Origin of the sequence: Leucobacter albus (genome assembly GCF_039528015.1) — a bacterium.
Lineage (GTDB): Bacteria > Actinomycetota > Actinomycetes > Actinomycetales > Microbacteriaceae > Leucobacter > Leucobacter albus.
Genome location: NZ_BAAAKZ010000013.1, coordinates 236,041 through 258,070, shown reverse-complemented (window position 1 = coordinate 258,070; position 22,030 = coordinate 236,041). Strand labels below are relative to the sequence as shown.

Here is a 22,030-nt window from a genome sequence, read left to right as displayed (position 1 = left end):
GCCCTTAGCCTATGCGAGCTTCTGTGGTGTTGCGTGGTCGCGTGGTTGTGGGCCGTCACCGGGGCACACGTTATTCACCGGCGCACACGTTATTCACGCTACGTAACGTGTGCCCCGGTGAATAACGTGTGCGCTCGTGAATGCCAGCCCGCACCCGCACGCGCCGCGGTGCCGGCGCACTGCGGCGCGGTTAGCCCTCGATCAACAGATCAGCGAAGCCGTCTGGCACGCGCTGCGACCGAGCCCAGGGTTCGCGGTCGCGCCGGGCGACCCGCTTGACCTTCCGGGTCTCCTCGGCGCGCGCTGCGGTGAGCACTGCGATGACCGCCGCGCGCTCGTCGTCGCTCACACCGCGGGTGACGAACGTGATGTCGTCGCCGTTAATTGCCTCGTCTGCCTCACCGGCGTCTTCGCGCTTCGCCGCGTCACGCGCTGCGGCATCGGGCGGCAGGTCGCCGTCGAGCGCGTCGAGCTCGGAGTTGAGAGCGGCCTCGGCGACCGCGGCCTCGGCGACCGCGGCTTCGGCCACCGTGTCCTCTGCGAGCCTGGCGTTGGTCTCACTCATAGTGGGATGTTACCGTGCTTCTTCGCGGGCAGCTCGTCGCGCTTGCCGCGAAGGCCGCGGAGCGCCTTGATCACCGCGAGGCGGGTGCCAGCAGGCTCGAGCACGTTGTCGATCTCGCCGCGCTCGGCGGCGAGGAAGGGGCTCGTGACATCGGCCGTGTACTTCGCGGTGAGTTCCGCGCGCAGCGCCTCGACGTCTTCGCCAGCGGCCTCGGCCGCCGCGAGCTCTTTGCGATACAGGATGTTCACGGCGCCCGCGCCGCCCATGACGGCGATCTCGGCGGTGGGCCAGGCGATGTTGAAGTCGGCGCCCATCTCCTTCGAACCCATCACGATGTACGCGCCGCCGTAGGCCTTGCGCGTGATGATCGTGACGAGCGGCACGGTCGCCTCGGCGTAGGCGAAGAGCAGCTTCGCGCCGCGGCGAATGACGCCCTGGTACTCCTGCTCGGTGCCTGGCAGGTAGCCGGGCACGTCGACGAGCGTGAGAATCGGGATCGAGAACGCATCGCAGAACCGCACGAAGCGGGCGGCCTTCTCGCTCGCGTCGATGTTCAGCGTGCCGGCCATCTGGTTCGGCTGGTTCGCAACGATCCCGACCGTGCGGCCCTCGACACGGCCGAAGCCGATCAAGATGTTCGGGGCGAACAGCGGCTGCACCTCGAGGAAGTCGCCGCCGTCAAGGATCGCCTCGATGACGACCTTCATGTCGTAGGGCTGGTTCTGGCTGTCGGGAATGATCGTGTTCAGCCGGCGGTCTGCCTCGGTGATCTCGAACGCGGTGTCGCTGTCGTAGATCGGGGCCTCTGCGAGGTTGTTGTCTGGCAGGAAGCTGATGAGCGTGCGCGCGTAGTCGAGCGCGTCGAGCTCGTCGCTCGCGAGGTAGTGCGAGACGCCACTCGTCTTGTTGTGGGTGAGCGCGCCGCCGAGCTCCTCGAAGCCGACCTCTTCGCCCGTCACGGTCTTGATGACGTCGGGGCCGGTCACAAACATGTTGCTCGTCTTGTCGACCATGATGACGAAGTCGGTGAGCGCGGGCGAGTACACCGCGCCGCCTGCCGACGGGCCCATGATGATCGAGATCTGCGGAATGACGCCCGAGGAGAGCGTGTTGCGCTTGAAAATGCGGGCATACTGCGAGAGCGAGAAGACGCCCTCCTGAATGCGGGCGCCGCCCGAGTCGAGCATGCCGATGATCGGGGCACCGGTCTTCATCGCGAAGTCCATCGCCTTGACGATCTTCTCGCCGGCGGCCTCACCGAGCGAGCCGCCGAAGGTCGTGAAGTCTTGCGAGTAGACGACGACCTGGCGGCCGTGAATCGTGCCGGCGCCGGTGACGACTGCGTCGCCGAAGGGCTTGTTCGCGTCCATGCCGAACGCGGTTGCACGGTGCTTCACGTACTTGTCGAACTCGACGAAGGAGCCGGGGTCGAGGAGCGACGCGATGCGCTCGCGCGCGGTCATCTTGCCGCGCGGGTGCTGCTTGGCTGCTGCTGCTGCGTCGCGGTCACCGACGGCCTCTTGGTACTTGCGGCGGTGGTCTGCAATGCGGCCGGCTGTAGTCGCGAGGTTCTCGGGAGCGGTGTCGTTCTCTGAGGTCACCCGTTTAGCCTAGCGCGGGTATATGCCGCAAAGTTCAAGAACTCCTCCAACTGAATCGCCGATCCTTGGTTGAAACCCTCAGATGCGGGGCTCTGCGCTGCGAGCGGGCGCGCATTCCGGGGGCCTAAGCTCGATGCTATGGAACTCCGGCTCACCCGCGCCCAGCAGCCCCGCGTCGAGTGGCGAGACGAGTCGCCGTCGACCAACGCCGAGCTGCGCGAGCTTGCCGCAGCGGCGAGTCGCGCAGGCTCGCCGCTGCCGCACGGCACCGTGCTGCTCACCGACAACCAAACGGCTGGCAGGGGCAGGCTCACGCGCGGCTGGGCGACGCCGCCGGGCCAGGCGCTCGCCGTGTCGGTGCTCGTGCGCGGGTACGGGGGCGCGGCCGGCGATGCTGGCGGATCCGCGAGCGCTGGCGGATCCGCGAGCGCTGGCGCCCCGGGACCAACCTGGGGCGAGCTCGGCCCTGGCTGGCTCCCCTTTATCGCTGGCTCCGCGGTGAACGCCGCGTTCCAGCCGCTGTTCTCGGCGGCAGCGGCGCGCGACGAGACCGAGCCCCTGCGCGTCGGCATGAAGTGGCCGAACGATATTCACGTGCGCGACGAAGAAGACGCGCTTGCCGGCCGCACCGGCAAGAAGCTCTGCGGCATTCTCTGCGAACTGCTGCCCGACGGCAGTGCCATCATCGGCATGGGTATGAACCTCTTGATCCCCGAATGGGAGCTGCCGACCGACCGCGCGACCTCGCTGCTCGCGGCAGGCGCCGACGTCGGGGGAGCCGAATCGTTTGACGACCCGCTGGGTGCCGAGTTCGCCGACCGCGTCGTGGCCGCCGTGGCTGCCGAGATCCACCGGCTCACCGAGCTTGCCGTGCGCGAGCCCGACGCGATCCGCATCCGCGCCGCCAGGCACTCGCTCACGCTCGGGACGGAGGTGCGCGTGCACCTCCCCGGCGACGAGATTGTCGACGGTCGAGCCCGCGCGCTCGCGGCCGACGGGGCGCTCATCGTCGACCTGCCGACCGGGGGAGTGCTCACCGTCAGCGCTGGGGATGTGCAGCACCTGCGATAGCGTCGCGGCGACACGGCCTGCGGCCCGGGCTTGCTGCCCGGCCTGGCGGCTGCGGCCCGGTGCCATTCCGGCCTGGTGCCCTTCCGGTCCGGTGCCCTTCCGGTCCGGTGCCCTTCCGGCCTGGCGCCTGCACTACAAATGCAATCTGCCGAAGACAGCACCAGTTTCGCAAGAACGGTGCTATCTTCGGCAGATTTGCTAGCTACGGCAGGGCGAGCCCGGCCGAGTCTGGCAGCGAGCCGGGTTAAGTCCGGCAGCGAGCCCTGCCGAACCTGGCAGCGGGCCCGGCCAGGTCCAGGTCCCCGCCAGCAGCGGCCTACCGCCTCTCGCCCTCCAGAGGAAACTCGTCGCCTAGGGCATCGATCTGCTGCGTGGTCGGGTCACCCTCGGAGAAGTCCATCTTTGGCACGGGCTTCCTGAAGCCGCGCGTCACCACGACGATGACGCCGACGCCGAGCACGAGCCACCCCAGGCCCACGAGCCAGGTGACGGGCTGCAGCGACGTCCACAGCCAGATCGTTAGCCCGAACCCGATGAGCGGAATGACGCCGAAGCGAACGATCTCCCACGCGGTCGCGGGCCGGTTACGCCCGCCCTTGGGGAACAGGTAGGTGCGGATCACGGACAGGTTCACCATTGCGAACGCAGCGAGCGCGCCGAAGCTAATCATGAAGGCCGCAATGTCGAACGGAATGAACAGCGCGGACAGTGCAAAGATGGAGACGACGACCGCGGCGACGATCGGCGTGCCGAACCGCCGGTGCAGCCGTGAAAGCGGCTTCGGGAGCATGCCGTCGCGGCCCATCGCATAGAGAATGCGCGAGACCGACACCTGGCCGGTCATGCCCGAACCAAAGGCGCCCGCGACGTACACGGCCACGAAGAACGACGTGAACCAGCTCGCGCCGAACGAGTCCATGACGGTCGTGCCGGCAGCATCGATCTGCGCCTGATCCATTGAGGCCCAGTCGGGGTTGAACGCGAGAGCACCCGCCCACGCGACGAGGATGAAGAAGAAGCCGCCGACAAGCGTCGACAGCATGATCGCGCGCGGAATGTCGCGACGCGGGTTCTTCGCCTCTTCAGAGAGCGTCGAGACCGCGTCGAAGCCGAGGAACGAGAGCGCGAGCACCGCGGCGCCCGAAGCGATGGCGCCGATGCCGCCCTCGCCGAAGGTGAAGGGCTCGATGATGCCGACGGCCTGATCACCGCCGAGGTACTGCTTAAACGCGAGCGCCATGAACACGACGACGAGCACAACCGACAGCGCGATGATCGCGATGTTGAGCTTGTTCACCAGGGTGATGCCGAGCACGTTAAAGAGCAGCACGAGCAGCAGCGCCGCGAGCGTGAACGCCCACACCGGAATCGCCGGGAACTGCGTGTTGAGGTAGATGCCGATGAGCATGAAGTTGATCATCGGAATGAACAGATAATCGAGCAGCATGACCCAGCCGGTGAGGAACCCGACGCCGCCGCCGAACGACTGCTGCGCGTAAGTGTAAGCCGATCCCGCGACCGGGTACTTGCGCACCATCGCCGCGTAGCTCGCCGCCGTGAACAGCATTGTGACGACCGCGACGATGTAGGCCGCCGGCAGCTTACCGCCCGTCACCTGGTTCACGATGCCGTAGGTCGTAAACACCGTGATCACGGTCATGTACGTCACGCCAAAGAACGTGAGGCCGGTGAGCCCGAGCGCTCGCCGCATGTGTGGCTGCGATGTCGCAGCCTGGGTTGTGGGGGAGTTGGACACGATTCTCCTTTGAATCAGTGGGTGGGGAGCTGTGGAGCCTAAGGGGGTTAGTGGGTGCGCTCGCCCGCGAGCCAGGTGCCGAGCACCGCGATGTCGGGCACGGTGTTCGGGTCTGCGGTGAGCGGATCGGCGGCAAGCCACACTGCGTCGGCGATCATGCCGACGCGGAGCGCCCCACGCTCGGGGGCGAGGGCCTGCTTCGCGATGCCCGCGGTGTACGCCGAGAGGGCGGCTCCGGCACTCACGCGCTCGTCGGGCAGCCACGCCTCGGCGCCCGGTTCGAGGTGGCTGTGGCGGGTAATGGCGGTCGAGAACGCCGGGCGCCAGTCTTTCGTGGTGACTGGCCAGTCGCTGCCGAACGAGACCGTCGCGCCAGAGCGGAGCACCGAGCCGATGAGGTACTGCCAGCCCTCGCGGTCGTGGCCAATGTGCGGGATCGTGAGGTCGCGCATCACCGCGTCGCACTGTGCCCAGTACGGTTCGAAGTTCGCAATGACGCCGAGCTCGGCGAACCGGTTGATCTGATCTGGCGCGAGCATCGCAACGTGCGCGATGACGTGGGCACGCTCGCGGGCTGGGGTGCCAGCGTTCGCAGGGTTGTCGTTCACTGCCGCGATCGTGTCGAGCGCGATGCGGTTCGCGTCGTCTCCGATCGCGTGAATGTGCAGCTGGAACCCCGCGAGATCGAAGTCGCGTGCGGCCGCGATGAGCTCAGCCTCATCCCAGTTCGGCAGGCCGCGCTCGCCCGGGCGATCGGCGTACGGCTCTGCCAGCACGGCGGTGTGGCTCTCAATCACCCCGTCAACGAAGAACTTGATGGTTTCGGCGCTCAGCCGGTCGTGGCCGAGCGTGCGAATCTCCTCGCGAAGCGCTACGAATCCACCGAGCTGGTCGCGCCAGGTCGCGGGGTTGGCGCGGAAAGCGAGGTTCACCCGCGCGTGGAGTCGGTCGGCGCGGGCTGCCTCGACGTACGTCTCGACGTCGGTGGGCTCGACCCAGGCGTCCTGCACCCAGGTGGTGCCCTGTGCCGCGTACTCGCGCGTCGCAGCCTCAACGGCCGCAACGCGATCGTCGAGGGCAAACGGCGGAACGACGTTGGCGATGAAGTCGTTGGCCGCGGCTTCCTGCAGGGTGCCCGTCGGGGTGCCGTCGGCGTCGCGAACATAGCGGCCGAGGGGCGGATCAGCGGTTGCTGCCGTGATCCCGCCGGCGGCAAGCGCCGCCGAGTTCACCCAGGCCGTGTGGTAGTCCCAGGCGCGGAGAATCGTCGGAGTGTCGCCGGTCACTGCGTCGAGCCACTCGGCCCGGAACACGCCGCCGGGAGCGAAGGTGGCGTCGTAGCTCGCTCCGACGAGCCACTCGGCCTCCGGGTGCCGCTGCTTCCAATCGGCGACGGCGGCGAGAATTCCGTCGAGATCGGCCGCGTCGCGAACGTTCGGCCCGACCGCCTCGAGCCCGCCGAGCACCGGGTGCGCGTGTCCCTCGCCTATCGCGGGCGCGAGCGCGCCTCCCGCGAGGTCGATGATTTCGGCGCCGTCCTGGTGCGCAAGCCTTGCGGCGTTGTCGCCGATTGCGATGACTCGGTCGCCAGAGAACGCGATGGCCTCGCTGAGATGGGTGTGGCCCTCTCGCTCGGCCTCGAGGATGATCGTGCCGCCCGTGAACACAGTGAGTGTCATGTTCGCCCCATCTCTGGCGTCAATGCCAGGTCGCTTCATCGCCCATTAATGAACAGTGTTCGTTATTCTATGCACATGAGCGCCTCGAGCGCGAGCCCCGTGCGCAATCCCAGTGCGCTCGCTGTGCGAAGCTCGAGAACCACGGCGCCTCCGATACGCTCGAAGGCAGCGACGTGCCTCGGCGCTCGCGGCAAGAGAAAGTGGTGCACCATGGCGGTGAGCGACAAGCCCCAGCCCCGGCGATCGGGGCGCCCAACGACGGCGGTGCTCAGCCGTGGCCTGATTCTCGAGACGGCGCTACGTTTACTCGACGAGCGAGGCGAGTCTGGCGCAAGCCTGCGCGAGATTGCGCGCGAACTGGGCGTGCGCCCATCGGCTCTGTATAACCACATCGCGGGTCAAGATGACCTGATCTCGGGCATCCGTGAACTGGTGAGCGACCGGATTGATGTCTCGGGGTTTGGCGAATTGCCGTGGGACGAGGCGATGGAACGGTGGGCAAGGTCGTACCGAAACGCCTTCGCCGACCACCCGCCAACGATCGCACTCCTCGGAGTGCTGCCGATCGCGACAGGCACACGCACGAGCGAGATGTACGAGGCTGTCTTCTCTGGTCTGATTGCCGCGGGCTGGCCCGAGCCCGAGGTGCTGAGCACCGTCGTGGGCGTCGAGTGCCTGATTCTCGGGGCCGCGCTCGATCACAGCGCCCCCGACAACATGCTCGATCCGGGCGACGACCCGCACGCTCCGACGTTTCGTGCGGTCTACGACGCGGGTCACGCCGCGGCGGGCGAGCGGCGGCTCACCGATGTAGCATTCGAACTCGGCCTCTCGGCAATGCTCGCCGGGCTCCGGGCCCGTCACACGGCGTTTGGCGTAGCTGGCGGGTAGCGGAGCGTTGCTAGGCCGAAAGCGCTTCGGGAGCTGGCCCTGGGTGCCGGCCATCGTTCTTCGGGGCGCCGTTCCTCGGAGCGCCGTTCGGCGGGGCGCCGTTCGGCGGGGCGCCGTTCGGCGGGGCGCCGTTCGGCGGGGCGCCGTTCGGCGGCTCAGCCTGGGGGTCAAAGTGACGTGCAAAGGCCGTCGCTAGGGCATAAACCCTGACGTCGAGCGTGGATATCTGGTCGCTGAGTCGCGCGTCGAGCGTGGATATCTGGTCGCTGAGTCGCGCGTCGAGCGTGGTCATCTGGTTGCTGAGTCGCACGTCGAGCGTGGATATCTGGTCGCTGAGTCGCGCCTCGAGCGTGGTCATCTGGTCGCTGAGTCGCACGTCAAGCGCAGACATCTGGTTACTGAGTCGAGTATCGAGCATGGACATCTGCTCACTGAGTCGCGCGTCGAGCGTGGATATTTGGTTGCTGAGTCGCCCGTCGACTGCTTCTAGGCGGTTGTCGACGGCGTCGAAGCGTCTGTCGATGGAGTCGAGGCGTGTGTCGACAGATTCGAAGCGTTTATCGACGGAGTCGAACCGGTCGTTGAACCCTTTGCTGAGGTGCCTATGGCTCCAGGCTAGTGACCCGATGATTGTGAGCACACCGCCAATGATGGCGACAAAGGATGCGGCGGTTTCCATGGGGCTCCTCAGCGGTCGCGGGAATAGATGCACTTATCACCATACGTCGCCGAACTGTTGCTCGGTAGTAATCTCGAACTTCTGTGGATAAGCCGTAGATCGAGGTGCCGAACCCAGTCTGTGGAAAACAACTCACGCCACCCGAAAACCCGCTTTCGGGCCGAGGTGGCGTGAGCTGAGGGAGCCAGAGGAGCGCGCCGGTGTGGGCGGCCCCGGAGTCGCCCTACCGGAAGATGATCGTGCGGTCGCCGTCTTGCAGCACCCGGTTCTCGGCGAACCAGCTAACCGCGTGGCGCAGCACTCGCGACTCGATGTCTTGGCCGAGCTGCACAAGCTCGCGCGGCGAGTAAGAGTGGTCGACCCGGGTGGTGTCTTGCTCGATGATCGGCCCCTCGTCGAGATCGGTGGTGACGAAGTGCGCGGTGGCGCCGATGAGCTTCACGCCGCGCTGGTGAGCCTGCTTGTAGGGGTTTGCGCCCTTGAACCCGGGCAAGAAGGAGTGGTGGATGTTGATCGCGCGCCCCTCGAGCGCCTCGCACAGTTCGGGCGAGAGAATCTGCATGTAGCGCGCGAGCACAACGAGCTCGATGTCGTGCTCCGCGACGGCTGCAAGTACGCGCGCTTCAAAGGCAGCCTTTGACTCGGGCCCTGTCACCGGCTGGTACTCAAAGTCGACGCCATAAAACTCAGCGATATCGCGCATAGTCTCGTGGTTCGAGAGCACGAGCGGAACCTCAATGGGAAGCTGCCCGGCGCGCTTGCGATACAGCAGGTCGTTCACACAGTGTGTTGCGGTCGAGCCAAGCAGCAGGGTGCGAACCGCGCGCCCGACCTGGTCGAGTCGCCAGTGCATGTTGTAGCGCTCGGTCACCGGCGCCAAGGAACTGCGAAACCGGTCGCCGAATGTTTCGGGCTGGGCCACGGCCTCGACCTGCAGGCGCATGAAGAAGCGCCCGGTGTCTGCCGATGCGAACTGCTGGCTTTCGGCGATGTTGCCGCCGGCGGCCACGATCGCACCACTGATCGCGTGCACGATACCCGGCCCGTCGATGCAAGAGAGCGTGAGTACCCACTGTTGGCCTGGCTTGTCGGCAACGATCGCGTTCATCCGGCCAATTCTAGCCGGGTTCGTATGCGCACACCGGCCAGGGCCCCGCCGCGGCAGTCCACTTGATCCCAGTGGGCTCCTGCGCAGCCCCCTGCGCGCTGATAGGATTGCAGCGTCGTGACTGGCGTGCAGATGGAAACCATCGGGGAGCGACACCTTTGAACGGCCGCTCGCCTGGGCCACACATCCTGGAAACATCACACAAGGGAGACTCATCGTGTCCAACCAGTCAGCATTCTTTAACGAGCCACTCGAGGTCGTTGACCCCGAGATCGCAGAGGTGCTCAAGCAGGAGCTCGGCCGCCAGCGGGCAACGCTTGAAATGATCGCGAGCGAGAACTTCGTTCCGCGTGCCGTGCTCGAGTCTCAGGGCTCTGTGCTCACGAACAAGTACGCCGAGGGCTACCCGGGCCGCCGCTACTACGGTGGCTGCGAGTTCGTCGACGTTGCCGAGGAGCTCGCGCGCGACCGCGCGAAGAGCCTGTTCGGCGCGAAGTACGCGAACGTGCAGCCGCACTCGGGCGCGCAGGCGAACGCCGCGGTGCTCGCCGCGATCGCCGAGCCGGGCGACAAGATTCTCGGCCTCGAGCTCGCGCACGGTGGCCACCTCACGCACGGCATGAAGCTGAACTTCTCGGGCAAGCTCTACGACATTGTGTCGTACGGTCTCGACCCCGAGACCTTCCTCGTCGACATGGACGTGGTTCGCCAGAAGGCCCTCGAGCACAAACCGAAGGTCATCATCGCCGGCTGGTCGGCGTACCCGCGCACGCTCGACTTCGCGGCCTTCCGTGCGATCGCCGACGAGGTTGGCGCGACGCTCTGGGTTGACATGGCCCACTTCGCCGGCCTCGTTGCGGCCGGCCTGCACCCGAACCCGGTTCCGCACGCGCACGTAACCTCGTCGACAGTGCACAAGACGATCGGCGGCCCCCGCTCGGGCTTCATCCTCACGAACGACCTCGAGCTGCACAAGAAGCTCAACTCGGCCGTGTTCCCAGGTCAGCAGGGCGGCCCGCTCATGCACGTGATCGCTGCGAAGGCTACCGCCTTCAAGCTCGCGGCGACCGACGAGTTCAAAGACCGCCAGGTTCGCACGCTCTCGGGCGCGAAGCTCGTCGCGGCAGCGCTCACGAGCGACACCGCGAAGGCAGCCGGCGTTGACGTGCTCACGGGCGGCACTGACGTGCACCTCGTGCTCGCAGACCTGCGCAACTCAAAGCTCGACGGTCAGCAGGCAGAAGACGCGCTGCACGCCGTCGACATCACGGTGAACCGTAACGCCGTTCCGTTCGATCCGCGCCCGCCGATGGTCACGAGCGGCCTGCGCATTGGCACCCCAGCACTCGCGACCCGCGGGTTCGGTGACACCGAGTTCGCCGAGGTTGCCGACATCATCGCGCAGACCCTGACCGAGACCGGCAACGTCGAAGAGCTCCGGGCCCGCGTCGCCAAGCTTGCCGAGGCGTTCCCGCTCTACCCTGGTCTTGAAACCTGGTAACCAGCACATGCTGATGCCGCCCGGGGCGTGTGAGGTGATCACCTCCGCGCCCCGGCGGTGTTCTGGCCCCCAAAACACGGGCGACCACACAGACTTTGAGGAATAATAATGAGCGCACAAAAGCTTGACGGAACGGCGGCAGCGGCCGCCATCAAACGAGAACTCACGGAGCGGGTTGCGAAGCTTTCGGAGCGGGGCACTGTGCCGGGCCTTGCGACCGTGCTCGTCGGCGAAGACCCTGGCTCCCAGTGGTATGTCGCGGGGAAGCACCGCGACTGCGCCGAGGTTGGCATTGCATCGATCAAGCGTGAGCTCCCCGAATCGGTGACCCAGGAGGAGCTCGAGGCGGTGCTCGATGAGCTCAACGCCGACCCTGCCTGCACTGGCTACATCGTGCAGCTGCCGCTGCCGAAGCACATCAACACCGACCGCATTCTCGAGCGCATCGACCCCGACAAAGATGCCGACGGGCTACACCCGACAAACCTTGGTCGCCTCGTGCTCAACGCGAATACCGAGATTACCTCGCCACTGCCGTGCACCCCGCGCGGCGTGATCGAGCTCGTCGAACGCAACGGCATCTCGTGGGCGGGCAAGCGCGTGGTTGTTGTGGGCCGTGGCGTCACGGTGGGTAGGCCGATCGGCCCGCTGCTCACACGCCGCGAATACAACGCGACGGTTGTGCTCACCCACACGGGCACGGCGGATCTTGCCGCTGAGCTGCGCCAGGCCGATGTTATCGTCGCCGCGGCTGGCGTCGAGGGCATCGTTCGTGCGGAGAACGTGAAGCCCGGCGCGATCGTGCTCGATGTCGGTGTCTCGCGCAGAGTCGACCCTGAGACCGGCAAGAGCCGCGTTGTCGGCGACGTCGACCCCGGGGTCGCTGAGGTCGCCGGGTGGATCTCGCCGAACCCCGGCGGGGTTGGGCCGATGACCCGCGCGCTGCTGCTGAAAAACGTCGTCGAGATGGCGGAGCGGCGGTCTGCCTAACCAGGCGGCAGTGTTCGAGCTAGCAGCCCCATCTCAGTCGCGCGAATGATGGCGGCCTGACGGTCGCGAACGCGCAGCTTGCGATAGACCGCTGCGAGGTGTTTTTTCACGGTTCCGACTGTGACGAAGAGTTCTTGCGCGACCGCGTTTGCGTTGCCGTGGTGGCGAATTGCGGTGAGGGTTCGCAACTCCATCTCGGTCAGCGGCTCGTATCGCCAGGCGCGGGCGGCGTCTGGCACGGCTTCAACCCAGGCCACGACATCGATGTGCTCCGCCTCGCGCGCCGCTTCCGCGAGGCGGAGCACGAGATCGTGCGGCAGCCCGAAGATTGCCGACCGAACCCCGTACCGTTCGCTGAGCGCTCGGGCCGAGCTCAGCGCCTCGAATGCTGCGCGCGGCCTTCCGCATGCCCAGGCTGCTGCTGCCACGAGGAGTCGCTGATCGAGGCGTTGTCGTTTTGTGGAGCCGGAGTCGTGAACCCCCTCGGCAAGGAGAAGCGCTTCGACGTCGTCACTTGCAAATAGGGCAAGGCGGGCGCGTTCGATGCGCTGTGCCGCCCGGTCGAAAGCGACCTGTGCGAGGAGCGTCTCAGCCCGTGCAAGGTTTCCGATCGCGGTGTTGAGCGAGGCCTCGAACGACAGGAGCACGTCGTGCCAGGGCTGGAAGAGTCGTCGTGTGCCGTTGCGTTGCGAAAGGGAACTCCTCAGGTCGTGCAGGGCCGCCGCCGCGCCGCGTGTCTGGCGTATCGCGGCACTGTGCGCTAGCGCCGTGAGGGGCCAGGGCTCGTACCGGCCGCGCATGGGTGCGAGTCTCCTTGTTGCCCGATCGACCGCGACAACGTCTCCGTGCTCTTGGGCGATGAGGGCAGTGGCGAGGGTGGCGCTAGCCCAGGCTGTGTCGACGGAGGGGGCCTCGATCTTTCCGAGGTTGGCAAGTTCAGAAAGATAGTTCGACGCGCGGTTGACGTGCCCATCGAGCGCGTCGGTCAAGGCTAATTCAGAGAGAGCGATGCGAAGAGAGTTCGGGTCGTGACTCGCACTACTCACCCGCTTCCCATTCTGTAGCGGCGGCGGCGCCCGGTGCTGCGGGCTCGCGCGACAGGTTCTGCAGCCGTCGCAAGATGTGGCGGGCGCGGCGAAAGTCGCCCGTTGTCACGGCGGTCGCTGCGAGCTCCTGGTAGATCGTTGGGTATGAGTCGTAGGGGGTGCCGGGGTGCGGTGTTGTCACCGGCGCATCGCCGTGCTGCGAGCCGTCGAAGCGCGTCTCAGGAGTGAGCCGGCTCTCGACGTAACCCATGATCGTGCGAGCTTGCTGGATATGCCCGGCAGCGCGGTGCATGACCATGGCTTGCGCGAGAAGTTCGAGGTGGATCGGGCCAGGCTGTGTATGAACACCGGCGGGAAGGCGCCTATGCAAGCCTCTCTGCCACAGGTTAAACAGGTAGCTCAGGCGCGACTCGGGCACCGCCGCGAGCGAATAGCTGAGGTAGAGCAGCGCTGCGACAAATGTTGGGTGGAGCAGCAACTGCGGCTCCGGAATTGAATGGAGCGACCGAGTCGCGTGCTCGGGCGCCGCGGTCAGGGTTGTGAAGTGCCGTGCGAGGAGGTGTTCTGCGCTGCGATAATCCTCAGCGGCGAGTAGCAGCGCGAACGCCGTAAGCGGGTGGGTGCCCGCTGCCTCCCGACCCCGTGCTCGGTAGAGTCGCCGACGCTCGTCTGCGGCCAACGTGGCAAGGGCGTGCTCGCGTAGCGGGGCCTGGAGTGCTGGGTGGCTGGCAAACACATGAGCCGCTGCAGACCGCACCTCGGTGACGAGCCCGAGCTCCACGAGCTGCTGCATTGCCGTGCGCGCGTCGTCAATCGAACACCCGAGGTGGGTGCTTGCCTGGCGCAACCCCATCGAATCGAGTTGGGCTACCGCGAGCAGTAGCTGTTGAGAGCGTGAGTCGAGCAGTTGCAGGGAGTCAAGCGCGAACTGCCGCAGGTTGCGAATGGCCGCAGGTGCGCGGGTAGACGCGAGGCTGGGCTTCGGTGAGGGTGCGCTTCGCACCCTGTCGAGGTGGGTGAGCCCGAGCGCTGCGCGCACGGCAAGGGGCCACCCTCGCGTGCGAGCCAGCGCGGCCGCGAGTTCGGGGCTGTTCGAGAACCCGTGCAGCCGTAGCAGCTCGTCGATCTCTGCTGCGGTGTATCGAAGCTGATCGGGGCCGATGTGCCGAATTTCCAAGCGGCCGGAGAGGAGAGGGGAGTCGAGGAGAGTGACGCGTCGCGCAACGATGATGACGTGGAGCAGGGGTGATGACCCGAGGAGCTCGATCATGTCGACGTCGGTTGTCGCACTCGTCGTTCGATGAAAGTCGTCGATGACGAGTGTGGTCGGGCGGGCGAGCTCCCGAGCCTTGGTGAGCGCGTGTTCGAAGGCGGTAGCGTCATCGGGGCCGCGTGGCTGGGATCGCGTGTCGAGCGCCGCGGCGAAGGCGCTCCAAAATGAGCGTGGTGGTCGAGCTGTAGGCGTGCGCAACCAGCCGGTGTGGTGTTGCTCGGCTTGAGTCGAGAGCCAGGCGCGAACCACAGAGCTTTTGTCGAAGCCGGTTGGAGCGCACACGAGCGTCAAAGGCTCGTGCCCAAGTAGTGCCGCTGTCTCCGCAGCGAAAAAGCTCGGTCGCGCTGTTGGGAGCGACACCGTTGGCAGTATTCGGTCGCGCGCCCCGTCAGATGCGTGGTTCATGAGACATGAGTGCTTTCTGAATCGGTGGGTGGGAGAGAGGCCGGAGGGCGCTGCTCGCGGTGAGCTATTCGCGCCGCGAATCTCGCTTCCGGCCAACGACAATATTTTTAACATTTAGGGTGCAAATTCTACTCGCATGTTTGCAAGTGCCGAGCGGTGATCACCCCTGGCGGCACGCCCATTGCCCTCATGTGCTGGGTGAAGATCTGGTGGAAGGGTGCCTCTTCACATGGCGCGCGGCTGGCGCGCGATCGTAGTATTTACGACGGAAATCAAACTGGACGACAGTTGTGTGATTCGGGTGCGCTTGGCGATCGCCTCGCGCTGAACACTCGGCGCTGCGGCTGGGTGCCACGTCGGCCGGCTGCCAGGTGCCGCTGGTTGGAATTGCGACCGGGCTTGGAGGAACGGTGAGAGAACGTCGGAACCGCGCCATCGCTGCGATGGCCGTGATCGTGTGCGTTGGAATGGGAATTAGCGGGTCGCTCGCAGAACCAGGCGCTGCAGCGGCGTTGACGGCCGTGCCGGCGCCGCCCGCGGCACCCGAGGAACCCGCGGCGCCCGAGGAGCCCGCGGCGCCCGACGACCCGGAGGTTCCCGAAACGACCGATGCGCAAGAGGGGGGCGACCCCGCGGAGCCTCCCGCGGTGCTCCACCCGAGTGCGAAGGCAGCACTCAGCTGCGGGCCCGACGTACTGTACTCGTCAGGTCGAAGCGGCCAGCTACAGGAGGTCGTGCTCAACGCAGATCGTACGAGTGCAATGGTTCGGAACGTCGGTGCAGCGGCCAGCGGCACGGGGTTTAATGCGCTCGGCATCGGAAACGACGGAGCAACGGGGTATCTGGTGAGGTATCGCGAAACGGTGCCCGGCGTGACCGGCGGGCAGGGAGACCTCTACAGATTTGACGCGTCGAGCGCATCATGGCGTAACCTGGGCCGATCTTTTCGGGCGAACTACTACGAGATCATTGCCGGTGCAGTTGACGCGGCAGGCATCTATTGGTTTGGCGGGTTCCGCCCGAGTGACACCATTCGCGACCAGTTTGCCATTTGGTCGTACGACCCCGGGCTGTCGACCGTGACGCAGCGCGGCGTCATCAGCCTCCGCAACTGGCCCACGCCTGTCGGCCAGCTGAGCCCGGGCAGCGACATTGCCTTCGACCGCGACGGCAACCTCTATCTCGTGCGTGGTCAGCAGAATTACACGACCGTTGACATGTTCCGAGTAGACGCCGATCTGCTGCGCCGCGGCACGGGAACGACCGCCTACCCTGCGTCGGCCAGGCTCCCCGCGGGGTCAGTAACCAACAACCCGCTCGTCGGAATCGCGTTCGACTCGCGGGGGTCCCTGTTTGTCGGCGGCACCACCTCGCTCCAGTTCTTGACGCTGCCGCTGTCGTCTGAGCGTGCCCAACCGCTGAGGCTCAGCGGGGCGTCGTTCGGGAGTCTGGATCTCGGAACGTGCGCATTCCCACCGACAGTTAAGCTCCAGACCGAGCTTCCCAACGGGCGCGCAGCCGAGACCGACCAGTTTCAGCAAACCCTCACAGCGGGTGGCGTGCAGGTCGGGAGCGAGCGAACGACCGGCAACACCCCGGGGGTGCAGCAGGTCACCGTCGGGCCCGCGCCAGTGACCTCTGGCAAGGAGGTCTCGTTCTCGAGTGCAGCGGCTGGCAACACCGACCTCGGGCGCTACGGGAGCGCCTGGCAGTGCGTGCTCGACGGAAACGCCGTAGCGAGCGGGCTAGGCGCAGCAGGTTCGTTTGTGATGCCCGCTATGACCACAGGTTCCGAGGTGTTGTGCACGGTCACGCACTCCGTTGTGCAGGCTACGAAGACTGCGGCCCCGGCCAGTGGAAGTGATGTCAGACCGGGCAACACTATCGAGTACTCGCTCGAGTTTGACAATTCTCGCGGCCCTGTGCCTGCTGAGATTGAGTACCGAGACTTTCTCGCCGATGTACTTGACGACGCAGCTTTTGTTGACGCGGCGGGCAACCCGAGCAGCACGCCGGCTGTCACGGCCTCGGGGGGTCTCAGCTTCGACCCTGCTCAGCACTGGGACGCGGTGAACCAACGTCTGACGGTGCGGGGCACAGTGCCGCCCGGTGAGCGTGGGGTGCTGCGGTTCAGCGTTCGCGTGCTGCCCGCGTCAGACGATGGCGCCGGGTCGGCGCCGGGTGTCGAGCGGGCGCTCATCCAAAACAAGCTGGTGCGTGGCCAAGCGAACGTGGCCCCAAGCGAATGTGAACCTGATCTGTGCACCATTCACCGGGTCAATTCATGGACGCTGGAGAAGGGCTCGGTGCCGGCTCCCGGTGCTGAGCTGGAGAATGGCTCGGCCGTGCACTATCGGGTCACCGCAAGCAAAGACAGTGACGCAACGGTCGTAGCTGGGCTTCAGTTGCACGACGATGTGACGCACGTCTTTAAGAGTGCAGGGTGGGCGCCCGGGTGGCAGGCACCGCCCGGGGCGCGCAACACGGGGCTCTATTTGTTTGACTCGGCCGGGCGCAGCCTCGGCGTCGATGGTCTGCCGAATAGCGCCAGCGCGGTCGACGCTCAGCCAGCACGCCAACTCGCTGCTCCCGAGCTCACGAATATCGCTGGGGCGGGCGAACCCGCGGATGAACGATGGCTGCTGAGCTCAGGCGAACCGTTAGATATGCCCGCCTCCGCGGTGCGGGCTGAGATGTGGTTCACCGTGGTGATTGGTGAGAGCCCCGTGGGTGTCCCAGATGCCAGCACCTGGGGCGAAGACGGGGCGCGCCCGTCGAGCGGCTGGAGCACGGTCAACTACGTGACTGGCATGGCCGTCGACGGCTCACGGCCCGATCGGCCACCGTTTGCGCCGAATGCGTGTGTCACCGGAGAAGATGTACCCGATACCTCGCCCGCGGCAAATGCGGCGAACCCCGTTGACGAGGCCTTCCCTCAGGAGTGCAGGGTGAGGCACTCCGTGAGCGAAAACACATTTGCTATTCAGAAGGACGCCGCGGGGGCAGGGCTGAGTTCACTGCTCGAAACACCCGGCTGGGGCGGTGATGAAACCGGGCTCGCACACCTCATCGGTCATGAGTTTGAGGTGCGCGATGCTGTGAGCGGCGGCCCAAGCGAATACCCTTCGGTGCGGCTGTGCAGAACCGACTATGACCCCTTCGCGGCAACGAACCCGTGGCGGGGCGAGTGGATCTCTGCGGAGCTGGCCGGAGATGAAGCAAGATGGGCGTTCGGTGACGCTGGTGCCGAGCTGCAGCAGCGAATTCGCGACTGGAACAACGAGAATCCTGGTGCGCAGCTGCCGCAGTGCGCAACCGTGGGTGCCGGAGCCGATGAGCGTGGGAGCTGGGGCGTTCAGCGGCTCGGGGCCGGCGCGTACTGGCTGGTGGAGACGCGTGCCCCAGACGCGCAGAGCAACCTCTCAGGCACCGACACCCGCCCCGTGAGGGGGGTGCAGCTCAGCGCCGAGGCGGTGCCGTTTACGGTCGCGCCGACCGAGTCGGGCGGTGTTGCCTCGGGCGGTGGTCAGGTCGACATCGGTCACGACCCCGCGTCGCCTACCGAGCGCTGCGACCCAGCCGCCAGCACGATCGTAGAACGGCTACCGGCCTGCGTTGTGCCTGCCGGCGATCGCATGCTCGTGACGAACGCCGCGACGGCGGCCCTGCCGTTCACGGGAGGCACGTTGGGCGCGTTGCTCGCAGCGGCCGGCTGCCTTGTGCTCGTGAGCGCGCTTGCCGGCGCCGCGTGGTGGCGCAGGCGCCCCCAAGGCGTCGCCGCTGCGCGTCACGGTTCGACGGAGGTGTTGCCCGCATGACACTGCAAGCGCGCGGGCGGTCACCGACGACGCTGTCAGCTCGCAGACCAGCCCAACGATGACTCACGAATTTCGAGAAAGGGAAATAATGTCTACTACGAACACGAGGCGAGGCTTACTCGCCAGCGCAGGAGCGCTGGTGACGGTCGTTGCGCTTGCGCTCGGCGGAAGTGTCGCCGCGCAGGCCAGCACTGTGAAGATGCCAGACCGCTCGGGCCTGATCATCACGAAGCACGAGCAGCCGGACGAAGCGGGAACTCCGGCGACAGGGCTGCCGCAAGACACCGGGCTGCCTGTCATTCCCGGCGTCACCTTCGAGGCGTACCAAGTGCCGCTTAATAACGATCCGATGACCGACGCAGGCCGTGCCGAGATCGCCGGCATTGACCTTGCAGAAGCCCAGGGGAAGGTGTCTGGGGTGGCAGCGACCCGCTCAGGCACGACCGACGCACAGGGCCAGATCCACTGGCAGAGCTCTGCGGCGCCAGGCCAAAAAGATGGTGAAGATCTGGGGGCGGGGCTCTGGCTGGTTCGAGAGACGGCGGCGCCAGCAGGCGTTATCCGCGCGGGCGACTTTCTCGTAGCGGTGCCACTCACGGACCCCACGAACGGCGAACAGTGGCTGAACACGATCTACGTGTACCCCAAGAACCAGACTGTCGAAGGCGAGAAGACCGTCGACAATGAGAGCGATTTCACCGTGGGGAGTACCGTAACCTGGAGAATCTCGATCGACAACCCCAGCCCGTTCAACGCCCTGACCGGCGCCTACGAGCCCGCCGAGATGTTCCGGGTGGTCGACGTGCTCCGCGACGAGTACCTGTCGACCGACGCGACAGGCCAAGACTTCACCGTAGTCAGCCCCGCTGGCATGGTGTGGGGGCAGGATTACACTGTCACCGTCGAGCCGGGCCAGTCGGCGGGAACCACAGCGCTGACCCTCGAATACACGGCTTCAGGGCTTGACCGGCTGGCCGAGGCTCCGACAGAGCGCGCGGTCATGGAGCTGAAGACCCTGGTTGTCAAGGGCGGAGTGATCGAGAACAGTGCTCAGTTCTGGACATCCGAGAGCCAGGGCGAGCCCGGGGAGATCCCCGGTACGAGCATGAAATACGGCGACTACGCGCTGATCAAGAAGAGCGCGGGAACACCCGTCGGGGCACTGCCCAGTCTCTCGGGCGCGGAGTTCATGGTCTTCACGACTGAGCAGGATGCGCTCGATGCGCAGAACGACGTTCCGGGAGCAAAAGACAAAGCCGTGCGGCCGGCAGTCAACGTTCCCGGCTACGATCCGGTTGCCGGCACCTGGACGACGAACGCCGATGGTCGCGTCGACATCACGGGCCTGCGCTACTCGGGCTTCGCGAACGGCGAGTCGTTCGGGCCGGGCGACCCGCGCTACGTGACCTACTGGCTCGTTGAGACCCGCGCGCTCGAGGGGCACCAGTTGCTCGCGCAGCCGTTCTCGTTCATCATCGATGAAGACTCTGCGACCCAAACGACAGAGGAGATCGTGAACCAGTACGATCGCAACGGCTTCGTGCTGCCCCTCACAGGTGGTGCAGGGACGCTGGTGCTGACAATCGCTGGCCTCGCCCTTCTGGCAACGGTGCTTGTGGTCGCGCGCAGGCGCAGCCTCGCCCACCGGGCAGCCGCGTAGGGGCCGAGGAGTGAACCACGAGCGAGATGCTGTGTGACGAGGGGGCGCCCGGTGGGCCGCGTAACGCGTGACCGGCCGGGCGCCCCCGTGCTCGCGCGGCCGTCGACGGCTGAGCGGCTGGCGCCCGTGCGGCGGAGGAGCCTCGCCCCGCTCCTCCTGCAGCTCCTCGCCATGATTGGCATCGGTGCGCTCGTGTACCCTTCTGCCGCCGACTGGTTTGCGACGCTCGCGCACGATGCCGAGCGCTCGGGGTACGTGCGAGCGGTTGCGGGCGAAGGGGCCGAGCGCGCAACCGCGGCGCTCGAAGCGGCACAGCGCTACAACGAGGCGCTGCCGCAGGCGCTGCTGCTCGACCCCTATGCCCGCGACGCGCAAGCGCACTCGGCGGTGACCGACCAGGCGCAGGCAGCCTACGAAGAGGTGCTGAGGGTGAACGGAACGGAGGTGATCGGCGAGGTGCTCTACCCGAGCCTGAACATCGGTCTGCCGCTCTATCACGGCACCGAGGAGCGCGCGATTACGCGAGGCGCCGGCCACCTATTCGGCACCTCGTTGCCCGTCGGGGGCCCGTCGACCCACGCCGTGCTGACCTCGCACTCCGGGCTGGTGAACGCGAAGCTCTTCACGAGGCTGCCGCAGGCGCAGATTGGCGACGACTTCGAGCTTCGCGTACTCGGCGAATCCATGTTCTACCGGGTCGATCGGATTGAGACCGTCGAACCGTTCGTGACGGATTCGCTCGGGGTCACAGCGGGGGAGGATCGCGTCACGCTGTTCACCTGCACCCCGATCGGCATCAATAGCCATCGGTTGCTCGTGTCGGCGACGCGCGTGGATCCGCCCAGCGAGGCAGGCCGCGACCTGCGCGGCGACGGCCAGACCGCCGGGTTCCCATGGTGGGCGCTCACGTTTCTCGCCAGTTCTGGCGCCATCGCTTGGCTGCTTTATGCGCCCCGCCGCCCCCGGGCGGCGGCCCTGCGTGGGGGTGCGCAATGACCCGGGTGGCGGCGCCACGCAGCACAACCGGCAGGCACGTTCGCACCGCGATGCTGCAGCTCGTCGCGATGGCGGCCATCGGGTTGCTCGTCTACCCCGAGGCTGCGTCGTGGGTTGCGCGCATCGGTCACAACGCCGAAATATCGGGGTACGTGCGGCAGGTCGAGGGCGCAGCATCGGAAGAGCGCACGATGCTGCTCGAGGCGGCCTATGCGTACAATGAGACGCTCAACCCGGGGCCGCTCACCGACCCGTACATCTCGATCGATGAAGACGAGGCGTTGCGCAGCGACCTGTACCTGGCGTACGAGCGGCTCCTCAGGCTCAACGGCACTCACGCGATCGGCACGATCTACTACCCGCGGCTCGACATCGGCCTGCCCGCCTACCACGGCACCTCAGACGAGGTGATTTCGAAGGGCATCGGGCACCTGTACGGCACCTCGCTCCCCGTCGGCGGGCCGTCGACCAGATCTGTGCTGACCGCGCACTCGGGCCTGCAAAATGCCCGCTTGTTCACTGATCTGCCTAAGGCCGAGGTCGGCGATGTGTTCTGGGTCAGCGTGCTCGGCGAAGACCATTACTACCGGGTCGAGGCCACCGAGGTCGTGCTGCCGAACCAAACCGACTCTTTCAAGATCGTCGAGGGCGAAGACTGGGTGACGCTCTTCACCTGCACGCCGATTGGCATCAACAGCCACCGATTCCTCGTGCACGCGGTGCGCATCGATGACGCCGAGGCGGCCGGGAGCGTCGCGGTGGGCGGCGACGGGGCGGCGCTCGGCTTCCCGTGGTGGGCGCTGTGGTTCGTCGGCGGATCCGCGGCTGTTGCCGGGTTGCTGTTTGCCCCGGTGCGACGCCGCACCCCGGCACCCGCTGCGCTCCCCGCCGGCTGACCCTGGCGAGGCTCATACGTCGCGTGCCCCGAGCGCGACGAGCCCGGCCGCGCCGTTTGGCCCGGGCCCTCCGCCCCAGGTCTGATGCCGATGCG

At 66.5% G+C, this 22,030-nt stretch carries 16 protein-coding genes and 1 riboswitch; of the genes, 8 read left to right on the top strand and 8 right to left on the bottom strand.

Annotated elements, in window-relative coordinates; all coding sequences use genetic code 11:
- Window positions 1-190: 190 nt before the first annotated feature.
- Entirely contained in the window at window positions 191-565 is a 375-nt protein-coding gene (locus ABD115_RS14300; RefSeq protein ID WP_343962022.1) for a hypothetical protein, read from the bottom strand.
- Window positions 562-2,166 (bottom strand): acyl-CoA carboxylase subunit beta, encoded by a 1,605-nt coding sequence (locus ABD115_RS14295; RefSeq protein WP_343962020.1) that lies wholly within the window; start codon window positions 2,164-2,166, stop codon window positions 562-564. Before ABD115_RS14295 ends, ABD115_RS14300 begins: the two co-directional genes overlap by 4 nt.
- A 138-nt stretch (window positions 2,167-2,304) precedes the next feature.
- Between ABD115_RS14295 and ABD115_RS14290 the strand changes: the two genes are divergently transcribed.
- Window positions 2,305-3,237 carry a biotin--[acetyl-CoA-carboxylase] ligase gene (locus ABD115_RS14290; RefSeq protein WP_343962018.1) on the top strand — a complete coding sequence of 311 codons (933 nt, stop codon included), beginning with the start codon at window positions 2,305-2,307 and terminating at the stop codon, window positions 3,235-3,237.
- 316 nt (window positions 3,238-3,553) lie between these two features.
- On the opposite strand, the gene ABD115_RS14285 is transcribed toward ABD115_RS14290, so the two are convergent.
- The gene (locus tag ABD115_RS14285) at window positions 3,554-4,948 is read right to left on the bottom strand and encodes an APC family permease (RefSeq protein WP_343962081.1); all 1,395 of its coding nucleotides are present in this window, start codon (window positions 4,946-4,948) and stop codon (window positions 3,554-3,556) included.
- 92 nt (window positions 4,949-5,040) lie between these two features.
- A complete protein-coding gene (locus ABD115_RS14280) occupies window positions 5,041-6,672 on the bottom strand; it encodes an amidohydrolase (RefSeq protein WP_343962016.1) in 1,632 nt (543 codons plus the stop codon).
- Window positions 6,673-6,882: 210 nt separating this feature from the next.
- Here ABD115_RS14280 and ABD115_RS14275 point away from each other — a divergent pair, with 210 nt between their 5' ends.
- Window positions 6,883-7,563, top strand: a complete 681-nt coding sequence (locus ABD115_RS14275; RefSeq protein ID WP_343962014.1) for a TetR/AcrR family transcriptional regulator — start codon at window positions 6,883-6,885, stop codon at window positions 7,561-7,563.
- Window positions 7,564-7,573: 10 nt separating this feature from the next.
- Here ABD115_RS14275 and ABD115_RS14270 read toward each other — a convergent pair whose 3' ends face one another.
- The gene (locus tag ABD115_RS14270; protein WP_343962012.1) at window positions 7,574-8,242 is read right to left on the bottom strand and encodes a hypothetical protein; all 669 of its coding nucleotides are present in this window, start codon (window positions 8,240-8,242) and stop codon (window positions 7,574-7,576) included.
- Window positions 8,243-8,465: 223 nt separating this feature from the next.
- The gene (purU, locus tag ABD115_RS14265) at window positions 8,466-9,350 is read right to left on the bottom strand and encodes a formyltetrahydrofolate deformylase (RefSeq protein WP_343962010.1); all 885 of its coding nucleotides are present in this window, start codon (window positions 9,348-9,350) and stop codon (window positions 8,466-8,468) included.
- A 107-nt stretch (window positions 9,351-9,457) separates the two neighbouring features.
- A riboswitch (ZMP/ZTP riboswitch) is annotated at window positions 9,458-9,537 on the top strand.
- A 30-nt stretch (window positions 9,538-9,567) separates the two neighbouring features.
- On the opposite strand from purU, the gene glyA reads away from it, so the two are divergent.
- A complete protein-coding gene (gene glyA, locus ABD115_RS14260) occupies window positions 9,568-10,851 on the top strand; it encodes a serine hydroxymethyltransferase (RefSeq protein ID WP_343962009.1) in 1,284 nt (427 codons plus the stop codon).
- 108 nt (window positions 10,852-10,959) lie between these two features.
- On the top strand, window positions 10,960-11,841 hold the full coding sequence (locus ABD115_RS14255; RefSeq protein WP_343962008.1) for a bifunctional methylenetetrahydrofolate dehydrogenase/methenyltetrahydrofolate cyclohydrolase: 882 nt from the start codon (window positions 10,960-10,962) through the stop codon (window positions 11,839-11,841).
- On the opposite strand, the gene ABD115_RS14250 is transcribed toward ABD115_RS14255, so the two are convergent.
- Window positions 11,838-12,830, bottom strand: a complete 993-nt coding sequence (locus tag ABD115_RS14250; protein WP_343962006.1) for a helix-turn-helix transcriptional regulator — start codon at window positions 12,828-12,830, stop codon at window positions 11,838-11,840. The two genes, ABD115_RS14255 and ABD115_RS14250, sit on opposite strands and share 4 nt — an antisense overlap.
- Before the next feature lie 49 nt (window positions 12,831-12,879).
- Window positions 12,880-14,409, bottom strand: coding sequence for a MalT transcriptional regulator family protein (locus ABD115_RS14245; protein WP_343962004.1), 1,530 nt, complete (start codon window positions 14,407-14,409; stop codon window positions 12,880-12,882).
- A 566-nt stretch (window positions 14,410-14,975) separates the two neighbouring features.
- Here ABD115_RS14245 and ABD115_RS14240 point away from each other — a divergent pair.
- From ABD115_RS14240 to ABD115_RS14225, 4 genes are all read left to right on the top strand, one after another.
- Window positions 14,976-18,383 (top strand): DUF7927 domain-containing protein, encoded by a 3,408-nt coding sequence (locus ABD115_RS14240; protein WP_343962002.1) that lies wholly within the window; start codon window positions 14,976-14,978, stop codon window positions 18,381-18,383.
- A gap of 88 nt (window positions 18,384-18,471) precedes the next feature.
- Window positions 18,472-20,043: a SpaH/EbpB family LPXTG-anchored major pilin gene (locus ABD115_RS14235; RefSeq protein ID WP_343961998.1), complete on the top strand. Its 1,572-nt coding sequence runs from the start codon at window positions 18,472-18,474 to the stop codon at window positions 20,041-20,043.
- Window positions 20,044-20,094: 51 nt separating this feature from the next.
- Window positions 20,095-21,039: a class C sortase gene (locus tag ABD115_RS14230; RefSeq protein ID WP_343961996.1), complete on the top strand. Its 945-nt coding sequence runs from the start codon at window positions 20,095-20,097 to the stop codon at window positions 21,037-21,039.
- Window positions 21,036-21,935, top strand: a complete 900-nt coding sequence (locus ABD115_RS14225) for a class C sortase (RefSeq protein WP_343961994.1) — start codon at window positions 21,036-21,038, stop codon at window positions 21,933-21,935. Before ABD115_RS14230 ends, ABD115_RS14225 begins: the two co-directional genes overlap by 4 nt.
- The last annotated feature ends 95 nt before the right edge of the window (window positions 21,936-22,030 follow it).